This window comes from Nocardioides ochotonae, assembly GCF_011420305.2.
GTDB lineage: Bacteria > Actinomycetota > Actinomycetes > Propionibacteriales > Nocardioidaceae > Nocardioides > Nocardioides ochotonae.
In genome coordinates, this window is the sequence record NZ_CP061769.1 from 290187 (window position 1) to 304495 (window position 14309).

General features: G+C 72.4%; 12 protein-coding genes. 8 read left to right on the plus strand and 4 right to left on the minus strand.

Going from position 1 to position 14309, the window contains the following annotated elements; translation table 11 throughout:
* Positions 1 to 126: 126 nt before the first annotated feature.
* From HBO46_RS01455 to HBO46_RS01465, 3 genes are all read left to right on the plus strand, one after another.
* Complete coding sequence (locus HBO46_RS01455) at positions 127 to 1722, plus strand: ABC transporter substrate-binding protein (protein ID WP_207949867.1); 1596 nt, start codon at positions 127 to 129, stop codon at positions 1720 to 1722.
* A 120-nt stretch (positions 1723 to 1842) separates the two neighbouring features.
* Entirely contained in the window at positions 1843 to 3276 is a 1434-nt protein-coding gene (locus HBO46_RS01460; protein WP_166137723.1) for an MFS transporter, read from the plus strand.
* A gap of 70 nt (positions 3277 to 3346) precedes the next feature.
* Positions 3347 to 5014, plus strand: coding sequence for an AMP-binding protein (locus HBO46_RS01465; RefSeq protein ID WP_166137720.1), 1668 nt, complete (start codon positions 3347 to 3349; stop codon positions 5012 to 5014).
* Positions 5015 to 5094: 80 nt separating this feature from the next.
* Here the strand turns inward: HBO46_RS01465 and HBO46_RS01470 are convergent, their stop codons facing one another.
* Genes HBO46_RS01470 through HBO46_RS01480 form a run of 3 tightly spaced genes read right to left on the minus strand, consistent with a single transcriptional unit; the run spans position 5095 to position 7262 of the window.
* Positions 5095 to 5883, minus strand: coding sequence for an SDR family NAD(P)-dependent oxidoreductase (locus tag HBO46_RS01470; protein ID WP_166137717.1), 789 nt, complete (start codon positions 5881 to 5883; stop codon positions 5095 to 5097).
* Positions 5880 to 6374: a nuclear transport factor 2 family protein gene (locus tag HBO46_RS01475; protein ID WP_153321803.1), complete on the minus strand. Its 495-nt coding sequence runs from the start codon at positions 6372 to 6374 to the stop codon at positions 5880 to 5882. Before HBO46_RS01475 ends, HBO46_RS01470 begins: the two co-directional genes overlap by 4 nt.
* Positions 6375 to 6404: 30 nt before the next feature.
* Positions 6405 to 7262, minus strand: coding sequence for a TIGR03619 family F420-dependent LLM class oxidoreductase (locus HBO46_RS01480; protein WP_166137714.1), 858 nt, complete (start codon positions 7260 to 7262; stop codon positions 6405 to 6407).
* 178 nt (positions 7263 to 7440) lie between these two features.
* Here HBO46_RS01480 and HBO46_RS01485 point away from each other — a divergent pair, with 178 nt between their 5' ends.
* Positions 7441 to 8331, plus strand: a complete 891-nt coding sequence (locus tag HBO46_RS01485; RefSeq protein WP_207949868.1) for an IclR family transcriptional regulator — start codon at positions 7441 to 7443, stop codon at positions 8329 to 8331.
* Positions 8332 to 8544: 213 nt separating this feature from the next.
* Here HBO46_RS01485 and HBO46_RS01490 read toward each other — a convergent pair whose 3' ends face one another.
* Positions 8545 to 9162, minus strand: a complete 618-nt coding sequence (locus HBO46_RS01490) for a flavin reductase family protein (RefSeq protein ID WP_224769319.1) — start codon at positions 9160 to 9162, stop codon at positions 8545 to 8547.
* Positions 9163 to 9342: 180 nt separating this feature from the next.
* Here HBO46_RS01490 and HBO46_RS01495 point away from each other — a divergent pair, with 180 nt between their 5' ends.
* From HBO46_RS01495 to HBO46_RS01510, 4 genes are all read left to right on the plus strand, one after another.
* Entirely contained in the window at positions 9343 to 10212 is an 870-nt protein-coding gene (locus HBO46_RS01495) for an alpha/beta fold hydrolase (RefSeq protein WP_166137712.1), read from the plus strand.
* The gene (locus tag HBO46_RS01500; RefSeq protein WP_166137708.1) at positions 10209 to 11918 is read left to right on the plus strand and encodes an FAD-binding protein; all 1710 of its coding nucleotides are present in this window, start codon (positions 10209 to 10211) and stop codon (positions 11916 to 11918) included. Before HBO46_RS01495 ends, HBO46_RS01500 begins: the two co-directional genes overlap by 4 nt.
* 6 nt (positions 11919 to 11924) lie before the next feature.
* Positions 11925 to 12950 (plus strand): ferredoxin--NADP reductase, encoded by a 1026-nt coding sequence (locus HBO46_RS01505; RefSeq protein ID WP_166137705.1) that lies wholly within the window; start codon positions 11925 to 11927, stop codon positions 12948 to 12950.
* Between the two features lie 124 nt (positions 12951 to 13074).
* A complete protein-coding gene (locus HBO46_RS01510; protein WP_166137702.1) occupies positions 13075 to 14259 on the plus strand; it encodes an acyl-CoA dehydrogenase family protein in 1185 nt (394 codons plus the stop codon).
* The last annotated feature ends 50 nt before the right edge of the window (positions 14260 to 14309 follow it).

A 14309-nucleotide genomic window follows, 5' to 3' on the forward strand; every position in this document is an offset into this window, starting at 1 on the left:
CGCGCAACCACAAGGGTCGACTCGGGGGAGTGGGACTGCGGTGGCGGGATCGGCGGCGGGCTGGGACGGTGGTCACACGACCAAGCGCTTGCTAGATAACTGGCGAAGTCCCCGAGGAGACCACACGTGGCACGACACCCCCTGACCCATCGCGTCGGCGCGGCCCTGGCCGTGGCGGTGCTCGCCGCCGGCTGCGCGGCCACGGACGACGAGGGCGCGAAGCCCCGCGAGGGCGCCGCCCTCAGCGAGGGCATGCGCGGCGTATCCGACGCCGGCGATCCCGTCTCCGGCGGCACCCTGACCTACGGTGCGTACGCCGAGCCGGCCTCGCTCGACCCCGCTGTCACGATCGCGGCGGTCACGACCGGCGGCGCCGAGATGATCAACATCTACGACACCCTGGTGAACTTCGACGCCGACGCCCAGGAGTTCGAGCCGCGGCTCGCCGAGGCGATCGAGCCCGACAAGGACCACGACACCTGGACCCTGACCCTGCCCGAGGGCGTGACCTTCTCCGACGGCACCGCGCTCGACGCGGCGGCGGTCAAGTGGAGCCAGGAGCGCTACGCCTCGATGCCCGCGCCCGAGGCGGCGCTGTGGAACGGCAACGTCAGCGACGTCGTCGTCAAGGACGAGCGGACGGTCGTCTATGAGCTGAACAAGCCGTGGCCGGGCTTCCCCAGCATCCTGAGCACCGGTCCCGGCATGGTGGTCGCCAAGAGCGCCGCGGCCAAGGACGGTGCCTTCACCCCGGTCGGCGCCGGAGCCTTCGAGCTGGAGCGCTGGGCCCAGGGCGAGGAGCTGGTGCTCGCCGCCCGCGAGGACTACTGGGGCGGGGCTCCGCACCTGGAGAAGGTCCGCTTCGTCTACCTCAACGACCAGCGCGCCGGCCTGGAGTCGCTGCGCTCCGACGGCGTCGACGCGGTCTTCGTGCGCGACCCCGACATCGTCGACGAGGTGCTCGACGAGGAGTGGCCGGGCTACGTCAACATGGTCGCCGCCTCCAACACCGCGGTGATCAACGCCTCCGAGGGCCGTCCGGGCGCCGACGTCCGGCTGCGCGAGGCGATGGCGCTGGCCATCGACCCCGAGCTGATCGCGGAGCGTGCGTACGGCGGCTCCGGCCTGGCGTCCTCGACGCTCTTCGGCGACTACTCCGCCTGGCACGGCGAGACCTCCGGGCTCGAGCCCGACCAGGAGCGGGCCCGCGAGCTCGTGGAGGAGGTCAAGGCCGACGGCTGGGACGGCAAGATCGAGTACATCGACGCCGCTGACCCCGCCTCGCGCGCCACGATGCAGGCGGTCAAGGCCTCGCTCGAGGCCGTCGGGTTCGAGGTCGCGACCCGCCCGATGCGCACCATCGCCGAGCAGATCTCCACGATCGTGGTCGAGCGCGACTTCGACGTCGCGGCGTGGGGCCTGAACTACCGCGAGGCGGACCCGTTCTCGAAGATGTTCGCGACCATGCACAGCGACGGCACGCAGGTCTACGGGATGTACACCAGCGACGAGATGGACGCGCTGCTCGAGGAGCTCCAGGCGGCGGCGACGCCCGAGGAGCGGGTCGCGGCGATGGACCGCATCCAGGAGCAGGTCAACACCGACGTTCCCTACCTCAACTGGGCGCCGTTCTCGGAGTACACCGCGTGGGACGAGGACGTCCACGGGATCGTCGGTGCGGCCGCGTCGATGGTCCACCTCGCCGACGCCTGGATCGGCTGACCCAACCCGCAACACCCGCAACACCCGCGAGACCCCCGGGGCGGACCGGCCGAGCACGGCCGGTCCGCCCCTCCCTCTGACCACCCGGTGCTGCGGCGCCACGAGAGCGAAGGCGACAGCGTGCGGAGAGCAGCGGCCGACCCCGCCACGAGCGCGAGCGTCCGCGCGGGCAGCACCCTCAGCCCGCGCCGGCTGCGCTGGCTGCTGCCGGGCCTGCTGCTCGTCACGACCGTGACCGGCATCGTCGGCAGCCTCGGCTCGCCGCTCGTGCCGGGCATCGCCCGGTCCGAGGGCGTCTCCCTCGTCGCCGCGCAGTGGACCCTCACCGTCAGCCTGATCACCGGCGCGGTGGCGACACCCGTCATCGGCCGGCTCGGCGCCGGGCGGCGGCGCCGTCCGGTCCTGCTCACCTGCGTCGGCCTGGCCGCCCTGGGCACCGTCCTCGGCGCGCTGCCGCTGGGCTTCGCCATGCTGATCGTCGGCCGCATCCTCACCGGCCTCGCCTTCGGCATCGTGCCGCTGGTGATCTCGGTGGTCCGCACCGAGCTGCCCGAGGACCGCATGCGCCGCTCGGTGGCGGCGGTCTCGGTCGCCAACGTGACCGCCGCCGGCCTCGGCTTCCCGGTCACCGCGCTGGTGGCGACCTTCGCCGGCATCCGCGGCGCCTTCTGGTTCGCCTTCGCGATGTGTGCCCTCGCGTTCGTCGTCGCCCTGCTCGTCGTGCCGCGCAGCACCGAGCCCGTCCCACCCGGGGTCGACTGGCTCGGCGCCGTCCTGCTCAGCGCCGCCACGGCCACCCTGCTCCTCGGCATCAGCCAGGCGGCCGGCTGGGGCTACGCCTCCCCGCTCACGGCCACCCTGATCGGCGCCGGGCTGCTGCTCTACGCGGTCTGCGTGTGGTGGCTGCTGCGCGTGCGCGACCCGCTGGTCGACGTGCGCATCGCCGTACGCCGCGGGGTGTCGGCGGCCAACGCCGCCGGCCTGCTCGCCGGCTGCGGGATGTACGTGATGCTCTCGCTGGTCATGGTCCTCGTGCAGACCTCGAGCGAGGACGGCTACGGCCTGGGTCGCTCGGTCCTGGTCGCGGGCCTGATGCTGACGCCGTACGCCGCCGCGAGCGTGATCGGCTCCCGCCTCGCGCTGCGGCTGGGCAACGTGATCAGCGCCGACCTGCTGCTGCCGCTGGGCTGCCTGTGCTTCGGCCTGGCCAACCTGGCGCTGGCGGTCTGGCATCAGGAGCTGTGGCAGGTACTGCTGGTGCTGCTGGTCGGCGGGATCGGCAGCGGCATGACCTTCAACTCGATGCCCTGGCTGATGATGCGCCACGTCCCGGCTGCCGAGACCAGCAGCGCTCTCAGCCTCAACCTCGTGCTCCGGTTCCTCGGCATGTCGATCGGCAGCGCGCTCGCCCTGGCGATCCTCGACCTGCTCGCCGCGGACGGGATGCAGACCAGCCACGCCGGTTTCGTCGCCGGCGGACTGTGCGGGGTCGGGCTCTCGCTGGTGGCGGCGGTGCTGTCGCTGCTGCTGGGCCGACCACGTCGCTTCCGTTGAGCGGGAGCCCCCTGACCCACCCCCGCCGAGGCTGCTTGCATCGGCGCGTCCGACCCCGGAGGAATGAGATATGCAGACATTCGCAGAGATCGTGCGCAGCCGCGTCGGCGACGACGCCGTCGGCCTGCGCTTCGAGGACCGCCAGTGGACCTGGGACGAGGTCGTCGCCGAGTCCGCGACCCGGGCCGCGGCCCTGAGCGCCACGGTGCCGGCCCCCGAGGGACGCCAGGTCCACGTCGGGGTGCTGCTGGAGAACGTCCCGGACTTCGTCTTCTGGATCGGTGCCGGCGCCCTCGCCGGGGCCGTGGTCATCGGCATCAACGCCAGCCGCAGCGCCCCGGAGATCGCCCAGGACGTGCGGCACGCGGACGTCGACCTGATCATCACCGAGCCGCGCCTGCGCCACCTCGTCGAGGACCCCGCCCACGGCGTCCCGGCCGAGCGGGTCCACGACATCGAGACCCCGGCGTACGCCGAGTGGCTGGCGCCGCACCGCGGGGCGCCACTGCCCGAGGCCCGGCCCACGCCCGAGGACATCGCGATGCTGCTGTTCAGCTCGGGCTCGACCGGGGCCCCGAAGGCGGTCATCGTCGGCCAGGGCCGGCTCGGCCGCCTGGTCGAGGCGATCGTCGAGCGGGTGCGCATGGAGCGCTCCTCGGTCACCTACCTGTGCATGCCGCTGTTCCACGGCAACGCGGTGATGATGAACCTGGCGCCCGCGATGGAGGCCGGGGCGACGGTCGCGATGACCCGCAAGTTCTCCGCCAGCGCCTTCGCCGAGGACATCCACCGGGTCGGCGCGACCTACGTCAACTACGTGGGCCGGGCGCTGTCCTACGTGCTGAGCCGCCCCGAGGACCCGCGCGACCGCACCAGCACCCTGCAGCTGGCCTTCGGCACCGAGGCCTCCGAGGCCGACGTGGCCCGCTTCTCCGAGCGCTTCGGCTGCGAGGTCATGGAGGGCTACGGGCTCAGCGAGGGCGTCTTCCGGATCAACCGGACCCCGGACACCCCGACCGGCTCGCTCGGCCTGCCAGCGGGCGGCCTGGACGTGCGGATCCTCGACGAGGCCACCGGCGAGGAGTGTCCCCGCGCCCGCTTCGACGAGACCGGGCGGCTGGTCGACGCCGCCGCCGTCGGGCAGATCGTCGCGGTCGGGCTCGCGCACACCTTCGAGGGCTACTACAAGAACCCCGAGGCGATGGCCGACCGGGTCAAGGGCGAGGACTTCTGGTCCGGTGACCTGGGCTACCGCGACGCCGACGGGTTCTTCTACTTCGCCGGCCGCTCCTCGGACTGGCTGCGGGTGGACAGCGAGAACTTCTCCGCCGCACCGCTCGAGCGCATCCTGGCCCGCGCCGAGGGCGTGGCGGTGGCGCCGGTGTTCGCCGTACCGGACCCGCGCACCGGCGACCGGGTGATGACGGCCATCGAGCTCGAGCCCGGGGCGGTCTTCGACCCGATCGCGTTCGGCGCCTACCTCGACGCCCAGCCCGACATGGGCGCCAAGTGGTGGCCCTCGTTCGTGCGGATCGTCGACTCGATGCCGCTGACCGGCAGCGGGAAGATCAACAAGGCGCCGCTGCGCCAGGCGGCGTGGCAGACCACCGACCCGGTGTTCGTGCGCGTCGGGCGGACCGCAGAGTACGTCGCGCTCGACGACGTCGCCCGCAAGGAGATCGAGGCGGAGTTCCTCGAGCACGGCCGCGCCGCGCACCTCCCCGCGCCGCCGGCCTGAGCCACGAGCGGTACGACGACGGGCCGGGACTCCACCGAGGTGGGGTCCCGGCCCGTCGGGCGTCCGGAGGTGCGGTGCGCTCAGCCCGCGGGTGCGTCGGGGAGCTCGGGGGCCCAGGCGACGCCGTTGATGTGACCCCCGCCGTCGGCGAAGATCGTGTTGCCGGTGACGTAGCGGCAGTCCTCGCTGGCGAGGAAGAGCGCCACCGGGGCGATGTCGGTCAGCGGGTCGCCGAGACGGCCCATCGGGTTGGCGGCGTCGACGGCGGCCGCGATGTCGGGGTTCTGGGCGATCCGGCGCTGCAGCGCCGCGGTCTTCGCGCCCGGTGCGATCGCGTTGACGACCACGCCCGTGGGCGCCCACTCCCGTGCGGCGGTGCGGGTGAGGGTGCGCAGCGCCTCCTTGGCGCTGTTGTACTCCAGCGACCCGATGTGGGCGTTCACACCGTTGAGGCTGACCATGTTGATCACCCGGCCCCAGCCGGCGCGCGACATGTGCGGGAACGCCGCGCGCATCGCCCAGAAGGGCCCGTAGTAGCCCATCGCGAACCCGCGGTGCAGCATCTCGTCGGTCTTGTGCTCGACGCGACCGAGGCTGGCGCCGCCCCAGGCGTTGTTGACCAGGATGTCGACGCTGCCCCAGGTGTCGACCGCGGTCGCGATCATGCCCTCGACCTGGTCGCGGTCGGTGACGTCGACGTGCACGAACAGCCCGCCGATCTCCTCGGCGACCGCCCGGCCCTTGGCCTCGTCGATCTCCGCGACGAGCACGCGCGCGCCCTCGGCCGCGAACAGCCGCGCGACGCCCGCGCCGATCCCGTCCCCGCCACCGGTGACGACCGCGACGCGGCCCTCGAGGCGGCCGCTCACGCGCGCTCGAGGTGCTGGCCGCGGGCCCCGGCCGCGAGCAGTGCGCGCGCCTCGGGGCGACCGTCGAGCAGGCGCCCGGTCCGCACCACGACCCGCCAGCCCTGCTCGCCGCGACGCAGCTCCCAGTGGTTGGCGGTGGCGCGGCGTACGACGAAGCCCTCGTCGGTGTGGATGACCATCAGCGAGTGGTTGACCGCGACGGCGGTGTCGCCGTCGAGGGTGACCTTGACGGGCCCGTTGAAGTGCGCGGCGCCATTGCCGATCCAGCCCTGGTGGTTGGTGGAGTTCACCATCGCGACGAGCTGGGCGTTGCCGACCATCGAGATCTCGTCGTTGTCGTAGACACCGTCGGGCTCCCAGATGGCGGCGAGCTCCTCGGCGCTGCCGGAGTCGGCGAGGGCTCCGTAGCCGGCGAGGAGCTGGATGATCTCCCGCTCGTCCTCGAGGGTCTGGAGGCGCTGCTCGAGTGCGGCGATCCGGTCGTCGGTCATGGTGGCTCCTGATCGGGTGGAGGAACGGGGTCAGTCGATCTGCGCGGCGATGGCCGCGAGCGCCTCGAGCTGCTCGCAGTAGTGCTCGGCGGACGTCGCGTCGACGGTGGTGCTGACCACCGTCGCGCCGGCCTCCCGGACCTGGCGCAGCCGGCGGGCGGTGTCCTCGGCGTCGCCGAGCGGGTCGAGCATGCGGCCGGGGGAGAAGTAGACCTCGAAGCCCTCCGGGAGCTCGCGGGAAGCGAGCATGGCGGAGAGCGCCTCCAGCGGCAGGCCGAACGGCACCCAGCCGTCGCCGAGCTCGATCGCGCGGCGCAGCGAGCGCGCGGTGCGGCCGCCGATGATGAGCGGCACCCGCTCCTGCACGGCGTGCGGCTCCACGACGAAGCCGGAGAAGTCGAAGTGCGTGCCGTGGTACTCCGGCTGGGAGCGGCCCAGGCTGGCGCGCAGGGCGGCGAGCGCGTCGTCGGCGATCGCGCCGCGGCCCTCGAAGGTCGCGCCGATGAGCTCGAACTCCTCCTGGAGCGAGCCGACGCCGATGCCGAGGACCAGGCGGCCGTTGCTGATCCGGTCGAGCGTGCCGTAGCGCTTCGCGATCTCGAGCGGGTGGTGGTAGCCGATCACCACGACCTGGGTCATCAGGCGCAGCTGGGTGGTCTGGGCGGCGAGGTAGCCGAAGGTCGCCAGCGGGTCCCAGTACGTCGCGCCGCGCTGCTCGGCGATCTCCACGGGGACCGCGACGTGCTCGCTGCAGGTGAGGTGGTGCAGCCCGAGGGCGTCGGCGGTCCGGGCGATCCGGGCGAGCTCCTCGATGCCGGCGTCTGCCTCCCAGGCGGCGTGGGCCCCCGGGTTGGCGGTGAGCACGGGACTGGTGATGCCGATCTGCATGGGTCTCCTTCGAGGCGGGATCGGCGTCATCCAAGCACCGCGCCGGGGGCGCCCGCCCGTCTCGCTCCCGGTGAGCGGGTGCGTGTCCGCTTCCCTTTCCGGTGGGGTCTTGTTACGGTCCTCACGCAAGGCAGAATGAATTTCAGTTTTGGTCTGTTTCTGGGTCTGGGAGGACGTCATGAGCGCTCAAGGTGTCGAGCCGGTCGTCGAGCCGCGGCAGCTGCCGCCGTCGATGGTGGAGCGGATGTCCCTGATCCTGGAGACCTTCACGAGCCCGTCGGTGCGACTGACCCTGGAGGAGGTCGCCCGGGCGACCCACCTGCCGCGGTCGACGACCCACCGGATCCTCGACCAGCTGGTGCGCCTGCACTGGCTGACCCACACCAGCTTCGGCTACGCGCTGGGCCAGCGGGCGCTCGAGCTCGGCGGCGGGGACAAGGCCTACGGCGACCTGCGCGCCGAGGCAGCCCCGGTGCTGCACGAGCTGCAGGTGCGCACCGGCATGGTGGCGCACCTCGCGGTGCTCGAGGACGCCGAGATCTACTACCTCGACAAGATGGGCGGCCGCTTCGCCGCCTCCGTGCCCTCGCGGGTCGGAGGCCGGGCGCCCGCGCACTCCACCGCGCTCGGCAAGGCGATGCTCGCCTGGCTGACCCCCGAGGAGGTCGACCTGCGCCTCGAGGCCGGCCTGAACCGGTTCACCGGCCGCACCATCGGCGACCTGCCGACGCTGCACCACGAGCTGCACCGCATCCGCGGGCGCAACGGGCTGGCCTTCGAGCGCGGGGAGAGCTTCCCCGACATCTCGTGCGTCGCCGTGGCGGTGCGTGGCCCCGAGGGTCCGCTGGGCGCGATCTCGCTGGTCGGCGACAAGGACGCCCCGGTCGAGCGCCTCGCCCCGCTGCTCCTCAAGGCCGGCCGCGCCGTGTCGGTGGCGCTGTTCCCCGGCCTGGAGACCCAGCGCCCGCGCGTCGCGCGTCGTACGATCGCGCGCCCCGCGGAGGGCGCCTGGTCCACCGAGACCATGAGCCGCCTGGTCGCCTCGAGCGACGGTGGCGACTGGATCTGATCCGCAAACCACGACACAGGCCCCCGCTCCTACACGGAGCGGGGGCCTGTGTCGTTGGTGCCGGGATCGGCGGGCCGGTGGCCGGTGGTTGCGCGTAACTGCGCAATTGCTGGGTTTGGCGCGTCGTACGTCGCGGGACCGGTGTTCCTCCCAGCACCTGCGCCGAGAAGCACCTACCCCCGGCGAGAGTCCTTCGCCCAGGGGTGCCGGGACTCAGCCCCAGTGGTCGCCCCAGCCCCACAGGTCCGGGGCGGTGTACTCGTGCTGGTCCTCGACGCCGAACTTGCCGCGGAAGAACAGCATCGGGCGGTCGGCGGTAGGGGTCTCGAGCTCCAGGACGCGGCCGATCACGATGTCGTGGTCGCCGGCGACGTGCACCTCGTGGACCTCGGCGTGCACGCGCATCAGCACCCCGCGCAGGCTGGGGGTGCCGATCGCGGAGGTGTCGAAGTCCAGGCCCTCGAACTTGGCACCGCGGCTCGAGCCGAAGCGGTTGCACAGGTCGGTCTGGTCCTCGCCGAGCACGTTGACGGTGAACCGGCCGCTGGTGCGGATCCGCGGCCACGCACGGCCGCGGTGGTCGGCGCAGAACAGCACGAGCGGCGGCTCGAGGGAGACCGAGGCGAAGGACTGGCAGGCGAAGCCGACCGGCTCCTCCCCGTCGTACCCGGTCACGACCGTCACGCCGGTGGCGAAGGAGCCCATCGCGCGGCGCATCTCCAACGGCGACGGTCCGGTGATCTGGGTGCTCGTCATGGTCTCGTCCCTTCCTGACCTGCTGCCCGCGAGGACCGGCTGGTCCGCGCCCCGGGCGGGCTGTTCCGTGCTCATCCACGTCAACGTACGCCCGCGCCGCGGCCCGACCGCGAGAGGTCCCGATCAGTGGCCGCGGGCGGCGTACGGCCTTCGCCGGGTGTACGGCGCCGCCGGGGCGGGGCGTCGGTGTGACGACCCTCCCAGTGACCGGGATCGTCACAGGACGCGACCGGAGGGCGTTCCTACCGTGGCGGGGTGAGTGACCTGACGTATGAATCCACGCTCCGTGAGCTGTCCACGCCCGCCGGCGTCCTGCGCTACCACGAGGCGGGTGACGGGCCGCCGCTGCTGATGCTCCACGGCTCCGGCCCCGGCGTGACGGGCTGGCGCAACTTCGGCGACAACCTGCCGCGGTTCGCCAAGCACTTCCGCTGCCTGGTGCTGGAGTTCCCGGGCTTCGGGGTCAGCGACACCACCGACCAGCACCCGATGATGGCCGCCCTGCCGGCCGTCGGTGCCTTCCTCGACGGCCTCGGCCTCGAGCAGGTCGACATCATCGGCAACTCCATGGGCGGCAGCGTCGGCGCGCGCTTCGCCATCGCGCAGCCCGAGCGGGTGCGCCGGCTGGTCACGGTCGGCGGCATCGGCCGCAACATCTTCAGCCCCGCCCCGGGCGAGGGCATCAAGCTGCTCGTGGACTTCACCGAGGACCCGACCCGCGACCGGCTGATCTCCTGGCTGCGCTCGATGGTCTTCGACCAGTCGATGGTCACCGAGGAGCTCATCGAGCAGCGCTGGGAGCAGGCCACCGAGCCGGAGACCCTCGAGGTCGCGCGCCGGATGTACAGCCGCGCCGCGATCGAGGCGACGTTCGCCGCGATCGACAGCTCCACGCACGGCACCCCCGGCTGGGCGGAGTTCGACAAGATCCGCGCCAAGACGCTGATCACCTGGGGCCGCGACGACCGGGTCAGCCCGCTGGACCAGATGCTGATCCCGATGCGCACGATCCGCGACGTCCAGGTGCACATCTTCTCCCAGTGCGGACACTGGGCGATGATCGAGCAGAAGGCCGCCTGGGAGAGCACCGTCGAGGCGTTCCTGCTCGCCGAGGACCAGGCATGAGCACCGCGACCGGCTGGGACCACACCTACGACCTCGTCGTCGTCGGCTCCGGCGGCGGCGGCATGGCCGCGGCGCTCGCCGCGGTCGACGCCGGCCTCAGCGTCGTGGTCCTGGAGAAGGGCAAGAAGTTCGGCGGCAGCACCGGCATCTCCGGCGGCGGCATCTGGGTCCCCAACAACCCGACGCTGCGCCGCGCCGGCCACGACGACTCGCGTGAGTCGGTCCTGACCTACCTCGACACGCTGACCGAGGGCCGGGTGCCCCGCGCCCGCCTCGAGGCCTACGTCGACCAGGGCCCCGCCGCGATGGAGCTGCTCGAGCGCTCCAAGTGGATGAAGTTCGTCTGGACCAAGGGCTACGCCGACTACCACCCCGAGCTGGAGGGCGGGCGACCGCGCGGCCGCTCCATCGAGCCGAAGCCGTTCGACACCCGCAAGCTCCGCGAGGACGAGGTCTTCCAGCGCCCGAACAGCATGAAGGGCCCGCTGGGCCTGTGGATCACGAGCAAGGACTACCACGACCTCGCGATGGTCAAGCGGACCTGGCAGGGCCGCCGGGCCTCGCTCACCGCCGCCTGGCGGGTCAGCTCCAACGTGATCCGCCGGCGCCACATGGCCACCGGCGGCCGCGCGCTGGTGGCGCGCATGCGGATGGCGCTCAAGGACGCCGGGATCCCGCTGTGGCTGCAGACGCCGATGACCGAGCTGGTCGTCGAGGACGGCCGCGTGGTCGGTGTGCTCGCGACCCGCGAGGGCACCCCGGTGCGCATCCACGCCCGCCGTGGCGTGCTGCTGGCCAGCGGCGGCTTCGACCACAACCAGGAGATGCGCTCCACCTACCTGCCCGAGGGCGGCAAGGACAACCACACCCTCGGCGCCGCCGAGAACACCGGCGACGGGATCCTCGCCGGGCAGGGCCTCGGCGCCGCGGTCGACTTCATGGACGACGCCTGGTGGATGCCGTCGGTCGAGCACCCGAGCGGCGCGACGATCCCGCTGGTCTCCGAGCGCGCGATCCCCGGCCAGGTGATCGTGGGCGAGGACGGTCGCCGCTTCACCAACGAGGCGGCGCCGTACGTGAACTTCGTCCACGACCAGCTCGCGGGCGGGCACCACGAGGCCTGGTTCGTGATGGACTCCCGGGCCCGGGCGCGCTACCCGTTCGCCCAGATCCTCCCCGGCGCGCCGTTCCCGAAGTCGTTCTACGACTCCGGCCTGGTGCACCGCGCGGACACGGTGGCCGAGCTGGCCGCCTCGACCGGCCTCCCGGCCGAGGCCCTCCAGGAGACGCTGGACCGGTTCAACGGCTTCGTCCGCGCCGGCCGCGACCTGGACTTCCACCGCGGCGAGAGCGCGCACGACCGCTACTACGGCGACCCGACGCTGCCCAACCCGAACCTCGACTCGATCGACAAGGCGCCGTTCTACGCGGTGCGCATCCAGGTCGGCGACCTCGGCACCAAGGGCGGGCTCGTCTGCGACGAGACCTCCCGCGTGCTGCGCGAGGACGGCTCGGTCATCGAGGGGCTCTACGCCACCGGCAACGCCTCGGCCTCGGTCATGGGCAACGAGTACGCCGGCCCCGGCGCGACCATCGGCCCCTCGATCGTCTTCGGCTACATCGCCGCGCGGCACGCCGCCGGCATCGGTGCCGACTCCGGCTCGGCCGTGGTCGGCTCGCACGCGCCCGCAGCGCAGGAAGGGTAGGTCGCCATGCCCATCGTCCGCGTGCGCGAGGTCATCAAGGAGACCTCCGACGCCCACACCCTGGTGCTCGAGTCGCGCGAGGGGGAGCGCCTCGACTACGTCGCCGGGCAGTTCCTCACCGTGCGGATCCCCAGCGAGCGGCCCGAGGGGGCGGCGCGCTGCTACTCGCTGTGCACCGCGCCCGACCACGACGAGTTCCCGGCGGTCACGGTCAAGCGGACCGCCGGGGGCTACGCCTCCAACTGGCTGTGCGACCACGCCGGCGTCGGGACCGAGCTGGAGGTGCTGGCCCCCTCGGGGATCTTCACCCCCTCCTCGCTGGCCGACGACGTGCTGCTGCTCGCCGGCGGCAGCGGCATCACGCCGGTGATGTCGATCCTCAAGACGGTCCTGCACAGCGGGACCGGCTCGGTGGTCCTCGTCTACGGCAACCGCGACGAGCACTCGGTGATCTTCGCCGAGCAGCTGCGCGACCTCGTGGCGCGCTTCCCCGACCGGCTGCGCGTCGTGCACTGGCTGGAGTCGGTCCAGGGGCTGCCCTCGCAGGCGTCCCTGGGCGGTCTGCTGCGCGGGTTCTGGGACCGTGACGCGATCGCCCCCGAGGCGTTCGTGTGCGGCCCCGCGCCGTTCATGGACCTGGTCGAGCGGACCCTGGCCGGGCTCGGTGTGCCCGAGCGCCGGGTGCACGTGGAGCGGTTCACCTCGCTCACCGGCGACCCGTTCGCCGCACCCGCCGAGATCGACGAGACCGGCGCGGCCAGCGAGGTCGAGGTGACCCTCAACGGGGAGACCCGGGTGCTCGCGTGGCCCGAGAGCAACAACCTCGTCGACGTGATGCTCGCGGCCGGGATGGAGGCGCCGTACTCCTGTCGGGAGGGCGCCTGCAGCGCCTGCGCGTGCATCGTCCTGGACGGCGAGGTGAGCATGGACCGCAACGAGGTGCTCGACGACGCCGACCTCGCCGACGGCCTCGTCCTGGGCTGTCAGGCACGTCCGCGGAGCGCGCGGATCAGGCTGTCCTACGACGGCTGAGGGCGGGGTCGCGACCCCGTCCGCTAGCCGGTCCCGATCAGCGGGAACGGCTCCGAGACGACCAATTCAGCGGTGTCACGGTGTGGTGGCGGACACCGCGTCCGGGTGAGGAAGTGAAGAACTCATGAGCAACGAAGTGCTGGCCAAGATCGAGGCACACGCCGAGGAGATCGCCGCGCTGGGTCCCAGCAACGAGAAGCTGGGCCGCCTCGACGACCGGGCCGCCGAGATCCTGCGGGAGACCGGCGTCATCAAGATGCTTCAGCCGGCCAAGTACGGCGGCGCCGAGGCGCACCCCGCCGACTTCGCCGAGGCCGTCATGCGCCTGGCGAGCCTCGACGGCTCCACCGGCTGGGTCGCCGGCATCGTCGGCGTCCACCCCTGGGAGATGGCGATGTGCGACGCCCGGGTGCAGGAGGAGATCTGGGGCTCCGACCACGACACCTGGATCGCCTCGCCGTACGCCCCGATGGGCGTGCTGCGCCCGGTCGACGGCGGCTACGTCTTCAACGGCCACTGGCAGTTCTCGTCGGGCACCGACCACTGCGACTGGATCTTCCTGGGTGCCTTCCTCGGCGACGCCGAGGGCAACCCGGTGAGCCCGCCGCAGGTCTACCACGTGATCCTGCCGCGCGCGGACTACACGATCGTGGAGGACTCCTGGGACGTCGTGGGCCTGCGCGGCACCGGCTCCAAGGACATCCTCGTCAAGGACGCGTTCGTGCCGGACTACCGGGTCGTGGAGTTCTCGAAGTTCATGGACGGCAGCCAGCCCCGCGAGGCCGGCCTGACCAACCCGACGTACCACATCCCGTTCACGACGGCCTTCCCGATGGGCATCAGCTCCGCGGTCATCGGCATCGCCGAGGGCGCGCTCGCCGCTCACCTGGCCTACCAGAAGAAGCGCGTGCAGATCACCGGCACCAAGATCAAGGACGACTCGCACGTGCTCTACGCCATCGGCAACGCCGCGGCGGAGATCCACGCCTCGCGCGTGACGATGCTCGACAACGTGCGCTCCTTCTACGACAAGGCGGCGCGGGGCGAGCCGGTGACGCTCGCCGAGCGCGCGCAGTCGCGTCGTACCCAGGTGTCCGCCGCATGGCGCGCCGCCCGGGCGATGGACGAGGTCGTGGCCCGCTCCGGCGGCAACGGCATGCGCATGGACAACCCGATCCAGCGGTTCTGGCGCGACGGCCACATGGGCCTGGCGCACGCCATCCACGTGCCCGGCTCGGTGTTCCACGTGGCGTCGCTGACGTCGCTCGACGTGACGCCGCCGCCCGGCCCGATGCTGTCGATGATCTGACGCGACCGCCTACCGCAATCGCCGTGCCCGGGCCCTCCGCGGCCCGGGCA

Excerpts from the sequence above, each read along its gene's own strand:
- HBO46_RS01465 (WP_166137720.1), top strand. The coding sequence starts at position 3,347 with ATGCAGACATTCGCAGAGATCGTGCGCAGCCGCGTCGGCGACGACGCC.
- HBO46_RS01475 (WP_153321803.1), bottom strand. The coding sequence starts at position 6,374 with ATGACCGACGACCGGATCGCCGCACTCGAGCAGCGCCTCCAGACCCTC.
- HBO46_RS01480 (WP_166137714.1), bottom strand. The coding sequence starts at position 7,262 with ATGCAGATCGGCATCACCAGTCCCGTGCTCACCGCCAACCCGGGGGCC.
- HBO46_RS01485 (WP_207949868.1), top strand. The coding sequence starts at position 7,441 with ATGAGCGCTCAAGGTGTCGAGCCGGTCGTCGAGCCGCGGCAGCTGCCG.
- HBO46_RS01490 (WP_224769319.1), bottom strand. The coding sequence starts at position 9,162 with ATGAGCACGGAACAGCCCGCCCGGGGCGCGGACCAGCCGGTCCTCGCG.
- HBO46_RS01500 (WP_166137708.1), top strand. The coding sequence starts at position 10,209 with ATGAGCACCGCGACCGGCTGGGACCACACCTACGACCTCGTCGTCGTC.
- HBO46_RS01505 (WP_166137705.1), top strand. The coding sequence starts at position 11,925 with ATGCCCATCGTCCGCGTGCGCGAGGTCATCAAGGAGACCTCCGACGCC.
- HBO46_RS01510 (WP_166137702.1), top strand. The coding sequence starts at position 13,075 with ATGAGCAACGAAGTGCTGGCCAAGATCGAGGCACACGCCGAGGAGATC.